The following is a 14,245-nucleotide window of genomic DNA, read 5'->3' as shown; positions in this document are numbered from 1 at the left end:
CCTCAGGATTCCCTTCTTGCGCACTGCCGCAGCATGTTTCGACTCGTTACCGCATCCATCGCGACGTGCTGGATCGTCGCAAACGCCCGACGGTATTTGCCGACATCTGCCTCTCCCTCAAGGTACATATCGCCGGTGTAGCTCTCGACATAGATGACCGTCGGTTCCGCGACGCCCTTCACGTCCGGCTTGAAGTCGAGCGCTACGAACGGCCCGACCGGTGTTCCGAGTGGGAATCCCGCCTGGAACGGCACGACGCGAACCGTGATGTTCGGACGAGTGCCGAGGTCGGCCAGATGCCGAAGTTGCGTTGCCATGACCCGGACCTGGTCGAGATTCAGGTCATCCAGGATGTTCTCGACGCCATCGAGGCTCGCCTGCGCGACCGTGAACGCCACGGCCGGCGCTTGATCGTCCCCCGCTCTCGCGTGTACGCGACCGTGCTGCACGCGGTCATCGTCAGCGCCCGCGAATCCCGCCGTCTCCCCGCGACTCTGGACCACGCCGCCATCCTCGACACGATCCTCGACGGCGCCGAGGCCACGGACCCCGACACCGGCCTCCGCCCGATCGAGGACGTCCTCGACCGTCACACCGTGCCGATGAACTGAACCATTCCGGATGACGACGGATCAATCCGCGGGGACCTTGACCCCGATTTCCCCTCCGAGGTGGTAGCCGTCGGCCAGGCGCAGGTTGTCACCGCTCCAGAACCGGCCCGGGTCGTACCAGTTCGGGCGCTTCTCCGGCAGCAGACCCATGGCCTGGTAGGTCATGGCGACGATCTCCGCGCAGTAGGCGTTCTCCAGTCCCGCAGCGGTTTCGGGCGGGTTCGACCGCTTCGCCCGCGGTAACCGGCCGCGCAGCCACCGTCCCGCGAGCGCGGTGGTGGAGGGGAAGGGCATGCCGTCCAGCCTCGCCACCATCCGCAGCGCGGCGTCCTCCATCTCCCGGGTGACCGGCCGATCCAGCTGGCGGATCCACGCCTGCTGCTCATAGACGTTGGCCCAGCGCATGACCGCGGCCCGCAGATCGTGCAGCTGGGCCCCGCGATGGTTGTTGCCCGACCAGACGTCGGGCAGCGAACGACCGAGCTCGGCATGCCAGATCAGAGCCGGGAGATCATCGATCACCACGGCCATCCCGACATGGTTGACCGGACTGTTGGTCAATCCCCGAATCGCCCGGTCGGCACCGGAATGCCCCCGAAACAGCCACAGATCACCGGTCCTGGTGAGATCAACCGCTTCATCCAATCCGACACTCGACAGCGCTTCGCGTGACACAACCGCTAGCCTAGGCGCATGCGCTGGTGGAAGTGGCTCGGCTTGGCAGGCGCCGCGGGTGTCGCGGCGACCGGAGTGGTGATCGTGCGCTCCGAACGCAAACGCCGCGCCTACACCCCCGACGAGATCCGCGACCGCCTCCACGCCCGTCTCGACGATCGGCCCGCGGAGGGCTGAGCCCCTGTAGTCCTCGGCCTCGAAGCTTCAGAGCAGACAGGGGCGATCCGGGTCGAACACCTCGCTGACCTCGCCTCGATCGAGCGTCGCGATGAGGGCGTCGGTGCCCTGTTCGATCTTCAGCGCTACCTCGTCCTCGTGTAGCGGCACCACGGCGAGAAGGTTGATGGCCGTGCTGGATTCGATGACCCTGGCTTTCGGTTCGACGTCGAGCATCGGAGTCACGACCGCACCCGCGAACGGCGTATCCAGGGCATAGGGCTGGACCGGATTGCCGTTCGGTACCAAATGCCATGCGCCGAGCCACGTCTCGCGTTCGTGCGGGAACCGAGCCAAGTACTTCAGCACATGAACCGGCCACGACCCGCCATCCTCCGCCAACGGCCAATCCGCGGGCAAGCCGATCATCAACTCGGCGAAGGGGCTCACCCCCTCCGGTACTCGCATCGGCCGTCCGCTCATCCCCTCGGTGACCAGCGTCCGGTACGGTCGCCGTTCCGTCGGCCCCACCACGAGCACATGCACGCGATCCGCCATGCCGACCTCGTGCATCACGAACTCGATCGGCCCGAAGTGCTGTTCGACATGACGTTCGATGGCTTCGTCGTGCTCCACGACAGCGAGCCTACGGTGCCGGCCAGGAGTGTCCGGCAGTGTGTCGAATTGGCGGCGCCCATGCTTCGTCGCGGCGTGGACACACTGGCGAGTGTCAACACGGGCAAGTGACATAGAGACTTTTCAGCAAACCAGTTTTCTGGTGTTAACGTAGCGCTCACGGCCCAATTGACCTGCCATGGACAACCGTCAGCAACCAACTGGCGCCGCCCTAGTCGCGACCTGGAGGAGTAGAACCCAGATGCTGGCATCCATCGCCCGCTCGGCAGCAGTAGCCGCACTCGCAGTCCCCCTGCTGACCCTCGCGGCCCCATCCGCCTCCGCGGCCGAGCCCGCCGCCCCGGCCCCCGCCCAGCCCGCGGCGCTGCAGAACATCGACGCCCCCTACATCTCGATCACCATCTGCCTCCACATCCCGACCCCCGGTTCCGCCACCCTGGACTGGTGCTGGCCGTAACCCCGACAGCCACACCACGGACGGCCCGCTCGGCTTGGATCGAGCGGGCCGCCGCCATTCCTGAACCCGCAGCGGCCGGAGCGCCCGGATAGCCTTCGAAGGCATTGATGGGGCGAATGAGCCGCAGCGGGAAGGAGTTCCGTGCCGGTGCATGCCCCCAGGTTCAGCGCTTCTCGGCGCGCGAGTACTGCCCCTGCCGCATGAGGTCGAGCAATTCGGCGGGCAGGTCGGTGACCGGGTGGGCGTAGGCGGCGGCGAGGTCGACAGGCGTGGTGATGTGGACCGACCAGCCGTGGCGTGACAGCCAGTCGCCTGGATCGGCACGGGCGTCGTCGTACAGGAGGTCACTGACGTCCAGGTCGCCGAAGGGGTTGCTGCCGAAGAACTTCTCCTCCGTATCGGCGAAGTGTTGCGGGTCCAAGCCGCGGCTGAAGTCGTCGGAGGCCACACTGCTGCCGGGCGCGGACAGCGCGTCGATGCGTTCGAACAAGGCGTCGTGCGCGGGACCCGGTAGGAACGGCAACAGCCCCTCGGCCGACCACACGGTCGGCTGACCCGGATCGAATCCGGCGGCGACGAGCGCAGCCGGCCAATCGTCGCGCAGATCGACCGCCACCACGCGGCGATCAGCCTTCGCCACGGCACCGTGTTCGGCGAGAACCCGGTCCTTGAACTCCAGCACCCGGGGCTGATCGATCTCGAAGACGACCGCGCCCGCGGGCCATTCCAGCCGGTACGCCCGCGCATCCAGGCCGGACGCCAGGATCACCGCCTGCCGCACACCCCGCTGAAACGCCGCAGCGAAGAACTCGTCGAAAAACCTCGTCCGAACACCCATGAACCGCCCGAACCGCCTGACCTCGCCCACCGACTCCGGGTCGGCCAGCATGTCGACGAAGTGCGATTCACCGGCTGCTTCGACGAACCACGCCGCGTAGTCGTCGCGGATCATCGGCTCGGGATCGGCCGTCTCGAGTGCGCGAAACGCGGCGACGCCCAGGGCGGTCAGGCCCACGCTCGTCACTATGTCCCAGCTATCCCCTTCGGTTCGCATCAAGGTCACCCCACTGGTGTCAGAGATCGTCCGAGTTATGTCGAGCGGAGCCAAACGCCCGAGTGTCAACCCAGTCGATTCTGCGCCGATACGGAAGCTCCGGCAACCAACCAGACACCTTCCGTCGCCAAGTCCGGCGCGTATGCACGCGACATCCCTTTGCACCACGAAGATGAGGACAACGACAATCTGGGGATCAGTCCGGGATTCTCCGCCATGTCCCCGAAAAGCCGTCAGTTCTGACTTTCAGCAATGTTCAGGCATCCTCAATGGTAGGAAGTCTGCCGCGTCTCCGGCCCGGGTGAATTCTATATCGATCCGCACCGGGCCCCGATAGCGAACACCACCCGGACCAGGCGGCCGGGTGGTGTCGGTGCGTCGCGACGGAGCGCGTTGCCGTTCGGCGCGAATCCCTACTTGCGCCCGGTGAATTCGTCCATCGAGTGGTAGACGCCCACCGTGTTGAGATAGAAGTCGCGTAGCTTCAGCGGGAGAAGGCCGGAGATCGCGCGGTTGAGGCGGGAGGTCCAGGGGAGGACGACCAGGGCGGAGCCCTTCTTCATCTCGGTCCAGGAGGTGTCGACCACCTCCTCCTGCTCGAGGATCGGGGTGAACCAGAAACCCTTGGCGCCGTCGAACATTCCGGTGTTGATGTAGGTCGGGCACACCGTGGTGAACTTGACGTGGTCGGTGCCGGACTGCTCGAGTTCCAGGCGGACCGAGTCCGACCAGCCCAGGGCCGCCCACTTGGAGGCGGCGTACACGCTCATGCGCGGGTTGGAGACCAGGCCCGCGGAGGAGGCGATGTTGAGCACCCGCGCCTCGACGCCGGTGTTGGCGACCATGGCGGGCAGGAACTCGAGGGTGATGTACATGGGGGCCAGCGAGTTGATCGCCATCGTCTTGTCGATGTCGGCCTTGTTCGCGGTCTCCCAGAAGTAGCCGTTGCCGCGCACGATGCCGGCGTTGTTGACCAGCACGTCGATGCCGCCGACCTCGGCGCGCACGGCCGCGCCCGCCTCGGCGATGGCGTCGCGGTCGGACACGTCCACCACATAGTGGTGAATCCGGCTGCCGCCCAGGGCCGCCAACTCGGCAGCGGTCTCCTTCAGCGCCGTCTCGTTGACGTCCCACAGCACCACGTCGGCGGCCTGCTCGGCCACCGCGCGGCGCGCGAACGACTTGCCCAGACCCATGGCGGCCCCGGTGACCAGGACCTTCTTACCGGCTACGGACTTCATACCCCTCTGTACCCCTGTCGAATGGTCGGCGGAATCACTTCTGCCGCAGTGTCTTCATGACGTTCAGGTAGAGCGTCATGGTCTTGGCCCACAGCTGCTCCGACATGCCCGGCAGCGGCGCGATGGGCAGCACCCGCTGCACCGCGATGGTCTGGGTGTCGATGTATTTCAGCAGGCCCTCGGGTCCGTGGCGGCGACCCGTGCCGGAGATGCCGAGTCCGCCCGACGGCGCGGCGACCGAACCCCACGCGGCGATGAAGCCCTCGTTCACGTTCACCGATCCGGCGTTGACGCGGGCGGCCACCTCGCGGCCGCGGGCGGTGTCGCGGCTCCACACACTGGCATTGAGGCCGTAGGCGGTGTCGTTGGCCTGCGCGACGGCCTCGTCGTCGCTGTGCACGCGGTACAGCGACACGACCGGTCCGAAGGTCTCCTCGCGGTAGACGGTCATGCCTTCGCGCACGCCCTCGAGGATGGTGGGCTCGTAGAAGTACGGGCCCAGGTCCGGGCGCGCCTTGCCGCCGGCGAGGAGGGTCGCGCCCTTGGCGACGGCGTCGTCGACGTGCGTGGAGACATTGTCGATCTGGCGCGGGAAGGTCAGCGATCCGATCTCGTAGCCGAAGTCGAGGGTCTTGCCGAGCGTCAGCCCCTTGGTGTGCCCGACGAATTCGCGGACGAACCGGTCGTACACCTTGTCGTGCACGTAGATTCGCTCGATCGACTCGCACAGCTGCCCGGCGGAGGCGAAGCAGGCGCGCACCGCGATCTTGGCGGCGGCGGAGACATCGGCGTCCTCGAGCACCAGCAGCGGGTTCTTGCCGCCCAGTTCGAGCGAGTAGCCGATCAGCCGCTCCCCCGCCTGCTGGGCGATGGTGCGGCCGGTGGCGCTGGACCCGGTGTAGTCGACGTAGTCGGCGCGCGCGATGACCTCGGTGCCGACGACCGCGCCACGCCCGAGCACGGCCTGCCACAGGCCCTTGGGCAGGCCCGCCCGCTCGGCGATGTCGATGGCCCACAGCAGGGTCAGCGCGGTCTGATTGTCCGGCCGCCCGATGACGGCGTTACCGGCGAGCAACGCGGGCAACGCGTCGGAGGCGCCCAGGGCGAGGGGGTAGTTCCACGGCGAGATGACCGCGACCACGCCCTTGGGCCGGTTGCGCACCTCCACCTGGGTGAGCACCGGCATGACGCCGCGCGGCTTGCGGTGCGCCAGAATCGATTTGCCCTCGGCGGCGTAGTAGCGGGAGTTCACCGCGACATCGGACACCTCGTCGAAGGCGTGCACCCGGGACTTGCCGGTCTCGAGCTGCACGATGTCGAGGATGGTGTCCTGCTCGGCCAGCACCAGATCGTGGATGCGGCGCAGCAGGGCGGCCCGTTCCCCGACCGGCACCTTCGCCCATTCGGCCTGCGCGGCGCGCGCGGTGGCGAAGGCGGCCTCGATATCGGTGACCGAGGATTGCGGCAGGTCGGCGATCTTGGCGCCGGTGGCGGGCGCGAACACCTCGACCGAGGGCGCACCGCCCGCGACGGCATGGCCGAGCAGGCGCTGGACCAGGTCAAAAGGCAGCGCATCGGCAGTCGCGAGCTGCGGGGCAGTCGTCATTGGTCGCCCTCTCGAAGAGTCGGATCCGGGGAGCTCACTATTAAATGAACACCAGTGTTACATGAACACTAGTGTTAGATTAATAGACGTGACGCATGCGATGTCAAGCCCTTCGGCGGACAAGGCCACCCCCGCCCGCCGCGGCCGCCCCCCGCAGACGGAGCAGCAGGCCGACCAGGTGCGCGCCCGCATCGTGCTGGCAACCGCCGAGGTGTTCGCCGCGCACGGGTCCCGCGGGCTGAGCGTGGCCCGCATCATCGAGCAGGCCGGACTGGCCCGGCCGACCTTCTATCGGTATTTCGCCAACGCCACCGAGCCGCTGCACGCGGTGCTCACCGTCTCCAATGACGACCTCGTCGGGGGTATCCGGTCAGCTCTGGAACGCACCGAGGAGCCGGTCGAGCTCGGTATCAACATGATCGAGGCGTATCTGCACTGGGCGGGCGGTCACGGCTCGATGCTGGCGCCGTTGTTCGCCGAATTGCACGATCCGAGTTCACCGGTGTCGGAGTACCGGAATCGGGTGGTCGACGACATTCGGGTCCTGGTGCGCAACAAGATCACCGGGTTGGGTCGGCCCGCCCCCACCGACCTCGAACTCGATACCGCGCTGCACACCTGCGAATACGTCGTCTTCCGCATCTCGGCCGCGGCCCCGCACGGCGAACCCGATCATGCCACCATCGACGCCGCCCGACTGACCATGATTCGCGGCGTGCTCACCATGCTCGGCACCCGCCAGGACGTCGAGTACGCGCTCACCGTTCCGGGATTGTTCGAATCCGCCTGATCCGGGCCATCTCGTTGGTTGACCCGGGCCGGCGGTCGAATGACGTACGCACTGAACCGATTCGAAGCGGGTTCAGTAGGCGTCGAGGTGGGCTTCGATGGCCTTGACCGCGGTGCCCGCGCCGTCCTCCTGGGCGATCCGTTCCGCCAGCCGGGTGGCATTGTCGCGGTAGAAGCTGTCGGTGGTCATCGCGTGCAGGGCGGCGACCAGGCCGTCGACCGAGAGTTCCCGCTGCGCGATGGTCGCCGGGCTGACGCCGAGTTCGCGCATCCGCCGCGCCCAGAAGCCCTGGTCCGCCTGGCCGGGGACGGCGGCGAACGGCATGCCCGCGCGCAGGCTGGCCGAGGTGGTTCCGGCGCCACCGTGGTGAATCGCGGCGGCGACCTGCGGGAACAGCCAGTCGTAGGGCACACTGCCGATGGTCATGACGTCATCACCGCTGATGTCGAGGTTCATCCAGCCCGTCTGTACGAGTGCGCGGCCGCCGAACCGCCGCAGCGTCTCGTTCAGCAGCTCCGAGAATTCGGCGCGACGGTCGCGACCTTCGGTGGTGCTGCCGAATCCGACGAACACCGGGGGCGGTCCGGATTCGAGGAAGTCCACGAGTTCGGTGGGCGGCTCCCAGTCGAGGGGCCGCGGCGGCCACCAATAGCCGGTGACCTCGAGCCCCGGACGCCAGTCCGCGGGCCGCGGCGACACACTCGGCGAATAGCCGTGCAGCACCGGCCATTCCGACGCGGTGCGCCGACGCCGCAGTGTGCGGGCGGACACCTTCGGCAGCCCCAGGTCCCGCCGGAAGTCGGCGACCGGTCCGCGATACACGGTGTCGAACACCCATGCCCCGACATCGGCCGTCAGCCGGTTCCGGAACCCCCCGAAGTCCTTGTCCCCGACCAGACTCGGCGGATGCTGCGTGGTCGCCGACAAGGGAAACAGCCGCAATCCGATCGCCGGAATCCCCTTCGCCTCGGCGAGCTGGAATCCCGAGAACTCGGTGATCGGACTGAGCAGCAGCGCATCCATCGGCTCATCGATCAGCGCCTCGATCAATCCGTTCCCCAGAAACCGCTGCCCCTCCGGCCAGGCCAGCTTCTCCGGCACCACCAGATCCTCGTGCCCGCTCAGATCCACATTGAACGGATCCGACTCGTCCACCTCGACATCGGCCCCCATCAGCCGAAATTCGAGCCCCGCCTCGGTGATCAACTCGCGGAACAAACAATGCGCGGCAACCACCACCTCATGCCCCGCATCCCGCAATCGCAACGCCACATCCAGCAGTGGCGCCACGTCCCCCCGGGTCCCCATCGCCGCAATAACCAACTTGCTCACGCGTCAACTCCTGCCCGACGAGACCCGATCGATGTCACCCCTCGAATATCGAATGCGCACTGCCACTTGGCAACTGATCGAATGCCCCAGTCATGCGTGCATCTGGAACCCGCCACCACCGGCCCGTCCACCGCTCGCCGCCGGTACCCCTGGCGGGGGTATCCGCGGACGACGAGCACCCCTGGAAATCCGCTGGCCGGGCTCGTGGTGCCGGGTTCACAATCCAGCCGTGGCCCTCACGGAAAGGACAGGCCGGATTTCGATCCGCGTTCAGGCGACCGGATGGAGCCTGTTGTCGTGGGTGTTGTTCGCCGGCTCGGGCCCCTTGGCCAAGGCCATGATGGTGGCCGGCTGGAACCCGGCGGCGGTGACATCGGCGCGAATCGTCCTGGCCGCGGTGCTGTTGTTGCCGATTGTGGCCTGGCTGCGTCCGCAAGCGCTCCGGTTCTCACGGTCGGACCTCTGGCTACCGTTCGCTTATGGACTGCTCGGTGTTGCGGGCGTTCAGCTCTTGTTCTTCGTCGCGGTGGCCGAAATCCCGGTCGGGGTGGCGATCGTTCTCGTCAACCTCGCCCCCGCATTCGTCGCATTGTGGATGCGCATCGCCCGCGGCGTGCGCCTGCGCGGGTCGGTCTGGGCGGGAATCGCATTCGCCATTGCCGGATTGGCCATCGTTGCCCAACCCTGGCAGTCCACCGGCCTGCATGTCGTCGGCCTCGCGGCGGGGCTCGGTTCGGCGATCTGCTCGGCCGCCTACTTCCTCCTCGGTGAGTACGGTGCCCGCCGAACCGACCCGTCCGGGTTCACCGCGACCGGCCTGGTGGTCGGAGCCGTCGCGGTCACCGTGATCGCTCCGCCATGGACGTTCTCCTCCGATCTGCTCACAGCCCCGATCGCGCTCGGCGACCAGCACCTGCCCGCATGGCTGGTACTGCTGATCCTGGCTGCCGTGGGCACCGCCGTGCCCTACCTGGCCGGGCTCCGGGCCCTGCGAGAGCTGACTCCGATCGCCGCCAGCGTGCTGGCCGTGGTCGAGCCCTTGGCCGCCGCTGTCCTGGCGTGGCTGCTCCTGGGCCAGTCCCTCCATCGGGCCCAGATCATCGGCGCGGTCATCATGGTGATCGGCGCGACGGTGGTGCAGGTCGGCGGTGTCAGTGGCGGAGTTGTTCGGCGATCGACTGGACTCGGGCGCGGGTGATACCGGTTCGGTGCTCGACGGCTAGCGGTTAGTCGGTGGATTCGAGTTCGAGGAGGGGCGGGTTCCGTTCGGCGCGGTCAGCCGATCGGTTGATGCGGGTGTCGGCCGGATGGGGGTGGGAGAAGGAGCCGGTGCACCGATTCGGGCGTGGGTGGGGGTGCGGAGCATGGGAGGGGCAGGCAATTGGGTCGACGGATGGAGCAGCGGTGATGGGGACCTCGTGGTGGCGTGCTCGGGGAGTCCAGGTCGGGGTGGCGGTAGTGGCCGGGGCGGTGCTCGTAACCGCGTGCTCGGCCGAGCCGGAGGCGAAGGATCGCGCGGAGACGAGTCGGCAGACACAGAACGGATCGGTGATGATGTCCGACAACGGTGGTTCGGGACCGGCCGATGTGCCGGTGGCGCAGGCGAACCGGGCGTTGCTCAGGGCGGCCAAAGACGGGGACGCGGACGGGGTTCGGGCCGCGTTGAATCAGAAGGCGCAGGTGGAGACCTGGGATGGGTCGGGGCGGACTCCCTTGATGATCGCCGTGCTGGATGACAATGTGCCGGTGGCCAAGGTGCTGATGGAATTCGCGGCGGACCCGGACGCGAAAGATGATCGCGGAGAGAGTCCCTGGGTGAATACCGGGGTCACCGGCAGCGTCACCATGATGGAGTTGCTGCTGCCCGCGCAACCGGATCTGACATTGCGAAATCGGTTCGGCGGCAACGCGCTGATCCCGGCCGCGGAGAAAGGGCATCTCGATTACGTGCGAGAGGTGCTGCGGCAGACCGATATCGACATCGATCACGTGAACGATCTGGGCTGGACCGCGCTCCTCGAAGCCGTCTACTACGGCAATGGCAGCGCCGTGTACCGCGATATCGTCCGGGTGCTGGTGGACAATGGCGCGAACGTCTCGATTCGTGATGCCAAGGGGCGCACGGCCTATGACCACGCGGTGCGTCGCGGATTCACCGAGATCGCGGCGCTGGTGAAACCCCGGTGACCTGACACGACACTAGGCGCGTTCGAAGTGGATGGCGGGGTCGGTGATCTTGCCGTAGCGGAGGGCGGGCAGGTCGCGGAGGTAGTTCATGTGGAGTTTCCAGGGGGCGCGTGTGCCCTGTTTGGGGAGGACATCGAGGGAGCGGAGCACGTAGCCGGGCTCGAAATCGAGGAAGGGGGCCGAGCCGATGGCGGGGTCGCGGACCGGGGTGGCCTTGGTGTAGCCCTCGGCGTCCATGTGGCGCAGCAGGCGGACGACGTATTCGCACACCAGGTCCGCCTTCAGGGTCCAGGAGGCGTTGGTGTAGCCGATGATGAAGGCGAAATTAGGGATGCCCGACAGCATCATCGCCTTGTAGGCCATGGTGTCGGGAAGGTTGATGTCGTGACCGTCCACGGCGAGGGCGAGGCCGCCGAAGGGGATCAGGTTGAGGCCGGTGGCGGTGATGACCATATCGGCGTCGAGATCGCGGCCGGATTCGAGGCGCAGACCGGATTCGGTGAAGGTGGCGATGCGGTCGGTGACCAGGTCCAGCTTGCCCTGGCGGATGGCCCGGAAGAAGTCGCCGTTGGGTGACAGGCACAGCCGCTGGTCCCACGGCTTGTAATTGGGGTTGAGGTGGGTGTCGATGTCGAAACCCTCGGGGAGCCAGCGCTGCTGCCAACCGCGGATCCAGGCCCGCATGCGCGTCGGATAGCGTTGCGACAGTTGATACATCGCGGTGCTGAGGGCGACGTTCTTGGCGCGAGCCACCGCGTACGCGGCGCGGGTGGGCAGGAGCTTGCGGGCGCGGTCGGCGAGGCCGTCGCGGGCGGGCATCGAGATGATGTAGGACGGGGAGCGTTGCAGCATGGTCACATGCGCGCCCTGCTCGACCAGCGCGGGACCGAGGGTGATCGCGGTGGCGCCCGAGCCGATGAGGACGATCCGTTTGCCTGCCACGTCGACCGACTCCGGCCAGTGCTGCGGATGGATGATAGGGCCCGAAAAACGTTCCGTGCCCGGGAAATCCGGGGTGTATCCCTCGTCGTAGCGGTAGTAGCCCGAGCAGCTGAACAGGAAGTCGGCGGTCAGGGTGACCGGTTCCCCGTCGTGGTCGGCGGTCACGGTCCAGCGGTTGCGCTGCGAGGACCATTCGGCCCGCACCACCCGATGCCTGTATCGGATGTGGCGGTCGATGTCGTTCTCTGCGGCGGTGTCACGCAGGTACGCCAGGATGTCGTCGCCGTCGGCGATGGCCTTCTCCCCCAGCCACGGACGGAATCGATAGCCGAGGGTGAACATGTCGGAGTCCGAGCGAATGCCCGGATAGCGGAACAGGTCCCAAGTGCCGCCACTGGCCTCCCGCGCCTCCAACACGGCGTAGGTGCGCCCGGGAAAGGCGCGCTGCACATGGTAGGCGGCATCGATGCCGGACAGTCCGGCCCCGACTATGAGCACGTCGACGTGCTCCGGCATGGTGGCCATTCCCCCAGCGTATTCTTCACGCCGCGAGCGCAGGGCCCGATGCCACTACGAACGCGACAAGAATTCCCCGATCACGCCCGCCACCCGGTCCGGCGCTCCCTTGTCGATACCGAAGTGGTCCAGCCCAGGCACGGTGACGCGCTCGTTGTGCGGGATCACCGAGGCGAGTAGCTCCTGGTCGGAGGTGGTCCATGCCCGCCGGTCCTTGTCCCCGTCGACGAGCAGCACCTCGGCGCTGATCTCCGCGTAATTCCGATACGTGCTGTCGAACCGCGCGTACTGCCGATGCTCGACCAGATTCTGCGGCAGCTGCGCGATGACCTCGTCCTTCTCGGGCGCTTTCATCATGACCGGCATCATGCGCCGGAACATCCACCGCGGCGTCTTCCGGACGGCATCCGGCCCGATCGCCCGCAGGAACTCGATGAAGGCCTCGAGGGGTTTGCCTTGGGAGAGGTATTTCTCGTAGTCGTCCATCCATCCCAATGGCATGGACCCGTTCACCGACAGTCCCGGCTCGTACACCGCGACCTTCGCGATCCCCGTGTTCTTCCGCGCCGCCTCGAGCGCCACGAATCCCCCGTAGCTGTGCCCGACCAGATATGCCGCGCCCGTCTTGTCCTGGAGCGCTCGCACATCCGCGCAGTCGTCCTCGACCCCGTGCCCGGGGCGCTGCGGCCCGCTCTCCCCGTGCCCCCGCCGCTCGATGGTGTGCACGGTGAACGCGCCGGCCAGGGCCGTTGCGAACCGCTCGTATCCGCTCGCCAGGGCCAGCACGCCCGGAATCACGATCACGGCGGGCCCGCTGCCCCTGCTCAGGTACGTGATCCGGGTCCCGTCCTCCGACACCACGGAGTCCACGCTCGGTTCAGCGTCGAAATCGACCATGACAAGCCCTCCCCTTGTCGGGCCGCCCGGCTCAGAAGGACCACGGCGACAGCGGCATCGAGCACCGCTCACGCTACGCCGCCCCGGCCGCCACGCCCACGCCCGACAGAACTTCGCACCCCCGCAGCGTGTCCCGGCCCCGAATCACTCCCGATTGCGCAGGCCGCTCGCCCGCAGGACGCGGCGCGCGATGCCCGACCGGATGGATTCCTCGGTCCCGAGGATCCGCACGTGCTTGCGGGCCCGGGTCACGGCCGTGTACAGCAGCTCTCGCGTGAGCAGCGTCGATTCGGGCCCGGGCAGCACCGTCGACACGGTGTCGTACTGGCTGCCCTGGCTGCGGTGAATCGTCATGGCGTAGACGGTGGTCACCCCGGGGAACTGGGTGGGATGGACCAGGTACGGCTCGGTGCCGCGCTGCAGCGCCGCGCGCAGCGTCCCGTCGGGCGCGCGCACGATGACACCGGTGTCGCCGTTGTAGATCCGCGCCTCGTGGTCATTGGCGGTGACCAGCAGCGGCTGCCCCGGATACCAGTGCCCGGCACCGGGATCGGCGCTGATCCCCGCCCCGATCACCCAGCCCGCCGCCAGCCGGTCCCAGCGTTCGACACCGGCCGGGCCCTGCCGGTGCGCACACAGCAGTCGATGCGATTCGAGGGCGGTGAGCGCGGCGGTCGCGTCACCCTTGAGCGCCGCGTCGGTGGCTTCGCGTGCGGCCCGCAGCACATCCGCGCGCACGCCGGCGATGTCGTCGGGCGCGTGCAGCGACAGTTCGTCACCGCCGTCGGCGAGCAGGGCGAGCGCGCCGTCGGCGTCACCCGCGCGAATGGCGACCGCCAGTTCCGCGATCCGTCCACCGAAGCGGCGACCGCGGGTCAATCGGACGATGCCGCCGCGCAGCCGTTCCCGTTCGCGCCCGGACAGCGCGTCCGGATGCGCGGCTGTCGCCTGCAAGTCTCCGCCGAGAATGCGATCCAGCGCCGGATTCGCCTGTCCCGGGACCGGTCCGGCCACCAGGTCAGCGAGCACCGCGCCCGCGTCGACCGACGCCAACTGGTCCGGGTCGCCGACCAGTACGAGCCGCGCGTCCGGCCGGACCGCGGGCAGCAGCCGGCTCATCATGGTCAGCGACACCATGGAGGCTG

At 67.7% G+C, this 14,245-nt stretch carries 16 protein-coding genes; 6 read left to right on the top strand and 10 right to left on the bottom strand.

Annotated elements, in window-relative coordinates; genetic code table 11:
* Positions 1-2: 2 nt before the first annotated feature.
* Positions 3-317: a Scr1 family TA system antitoxin-like transcriptional regulator gene (locus ACFV4K_RS21395; RefSeq protein ID WP_379277074.1), complete on the bottom strand. Its 315-nt coding sequence runs from the start codon at positions 315-317 to the stop codon at positions 3-5.
* On the opposite strand from ACFV4K_RS21395, the gene ACFV4K_RS21390 reads away from it, so the two are divergent.
* Positions 297-611, top strand: coding sequence for a hypothetical protein (locus tag ACFV4K_RS21390; protein ID WP_379277073.1), 315 nt, complete (start codon positions 297-299; stop codon positions 609-611). The two genes, ACFV4K_RS21395 and ACFV4K_RS21390, sit on opposite strands and share 21 nt — an antisense overlap.
* Before the next feature lie 21 nt (positions 612-632).
* On the opposite strand, the gene ACFV4K_RS21385 is transcribed toward ACFV4K_RS21390, so the two are convergent.
* On the bottom strand, positions 633-1,286 hold the full coding sequence (locus ACFV4K_RS21385) for a hypothetical protein (protein WP_379277071.1): 654 nt from the start codon (positions 1,284-1,286) through the stop codon (positions 633-635).
* An 18-nt stretch (positions 1,287-1,304) separates the two neighbouring features.
* On the opposite strand from ACFV4K_RS21385, the gene ACFV4K_RS21380 reads away from it, so the two are divergent.
* Positions 1,305-1,463, top strand: coding sequence for a hypothetical protein (locus tag ACFV4K_RS21380; RefSeq protein ID WP_379277070.1), 159 nt, complete (start codon positions 1,305-1,307; stop codon positions 1,461-1,463).
* Between the two features lie 27 nt (positions 1,464-1,490).
* Here ACFV4K_RS21380 and ACFV4K_RS21375 read toward each other — a convergent pair whose 3' ends face one another.
* Positions 1,491-2,192, bottom strand: a complete 702-nt coding sequence (locus tag ACFV4K_RS21375) for a suppressor of fused domain protein (RefSeq protein WP_379277068.1) — start codon at positions 2,190-2,192, stop codon at positions 1,491-1,493.
* Between the two features lie 127 nt (positions 2,193-2,319).
* Between ACFV4K_RS21375 and ACFV4K_RS21370 the strand changes: the two genes are divergently transcribed.
* Entirely contained in the window at positions 2,320-2,535 is a 216-nt protein-coding gene (locus ACFV4K_RS21370) for a hypothetical protein (RefSeq protein ID WP_379277067.1), read from the top strand.
* A 163-nt stretch (positions 2,536-2,698) separates the two neighbouring features.
* Here ACFV4K_RS21370 and ACFV4K_RS21365 read toward each other — a convergent pair whose 3' ends face one another.
* From ACFV4K_RS21365 to ACFV4K_RS21355, 3 genes are all read right to left on the bottom strand, one after another.
* Positions 2,699-3,589 carry an SAM-dependent methyltransferase gene (locus ACFV4K_RS21365; protein ID WP_379277066.1) on the bottom strand — a complete coding sequence of 297 codons (891 nt, stop codon included), beginning with the start codon at positions 3,587-3,589 and terminating at the stop codon, positions 2,699-2,701.
* A 413-nt stretch (positions 3,590-4,002) separates the two neighbouring features.
* Positions 4,003-4,830 (bottom strand): SDR family NAD(P)-dependent oxidoreductase, encoded by an 828-nt coding sequence (locus ACFV4K_RS21360; RefSeq protein WP_357277212.1) that lies wholly within the window; start codon positions 4,828-4,830, stop codon positions 4,003-4,005.
* A gap of 34 nt (positions 4,831-4,864) precedes the next feature.
* Entirely contained in the window at positions 4,865-6,436 is a 1,572-nt protein-coding gene (locus ACFV4K_RS21355; protein ID WP_379277064.1) for a succinic semialdehyde dehydrogenase, read from the bottom strand.
* A gap of 100 nt (positions 6,437-6,536) precedes the next feature.
* On the opposite strand from ACFV4K_RS21355, the gene ACFV4K_RS21350 reads away from it, so the two are divergent.
* A complete protein-coding gene (locus ACFV4K_RS21350; protein WP_379277062.1) occupies positions 6,537-7,226 on the top strand; it encodes a TetR/AcrR family transcriptional regulator in 690 nt (229 codons plus the stop codon).
* Positions 7,227-7,298: 72 nt separating this feature from the next.
* Here the strand turns inward: ACFV4K_RS21350 and ACFV4K_RS21345 are convergent, their stop codons facing one another.
* A complete protein-coding gene (locus tag ACFV4K_RS21345; protein ID WP_379277061.1) occupies positions 7,299-8,558 on the bottom strand; it encodes a glycosyltransferase in 1,260 nt (419 codons plus the stop codon).
* 292 nt (positions 8,559-8,850) lie between these two features.
* Here ACFV4K_RS21345 and ACFV4K_RS21340 point away from each other — a divergent pair, with 292 nt between their 5' ends.
* Both ACFV4K_RS21340 and ACFV4K_RS21335 read left to right on the top strand, forming a co-directional pair.
* Positions 8,851-9,756: a DMT family transporter gene (locus ACFV4K_RS21340; protein ID WP_379277059.1), complete on the top strand. Its 906-nt coding sequence runs from the start codon at positions 8,851-8,853 to the stop codon at positions 9,754-9,756.
* Positions 9,757-9,965: 209 nt separating this feature from the next.
* A complete protein-coding gene (locus tag ACFV4K_RS21335; RefSeq protein ID WP_379277095.1) occupies positions 9,966-10,745 on the top strand; it encodes an ankyrin repeat domain-containing protein in 780 nt (259 codons plus the stop codon).
* A gap of 12 nt (positions 10,746-10,757) precedes the next feature.
* Here ACFV4K_RS21335 and ACFV4K_RS21330 read toward each other — a convergent pair whose 3' ends face one another.
* The 3 genes from ACFV4K_RS21330 to ACFV4K_RS21320 all read right to left on the bottom strand — a co-directional run.
* Positions 10,758-12,203, bottom strand: a complete 1,446-nt coding sequence (locus ACFV4K_RS21330; protein ID WP_379277093.1) for a flavin-containing monooxygenase — start codon at positions 12,201-12,203, stop codon at positions 10,758-10,760.
* A 54-nt stretch (positions 12,204-12,257) separates the two neighbouring features.
* Positions 12,258-13,100 carry an alpha/beta fold hydrolase gene (locus ACFV4K_RS21325; protein ID WP_379277057.1) on the bottom strand — a complete coding sequence of 281 codons (843 nt, stop codon included), beginning with the start codon at positions 13,098-13,100 and terminating at the stop codon, positions 12,258-12,260.
* A 144-nt stretch (positions 13,101-13,244) separates the two neighbouring features.
* Positions 13,245-14,245 (bottom strand): ATP-binding domain-containing protein (locus ACFV4K_RS21320; RefSeq protein WP_379277056.1); only part of this gene is annotated, 1,001 nt, incomplete at its 5' end.

Origin of the sequence: Nocardia sp. NPDC059764 (genome assembly GCF_042732555.1) — a bacterium.
In the GTDB taxonomy this organism is placed as follows: Bacteria; Actinomycetota; Actinomycetes; order Mycobacteriales; family Mycobacteriaceae; genus Nocardia.
This window is presented reverse-complemented; position numbering and strand designations above follow the sequence as displayed.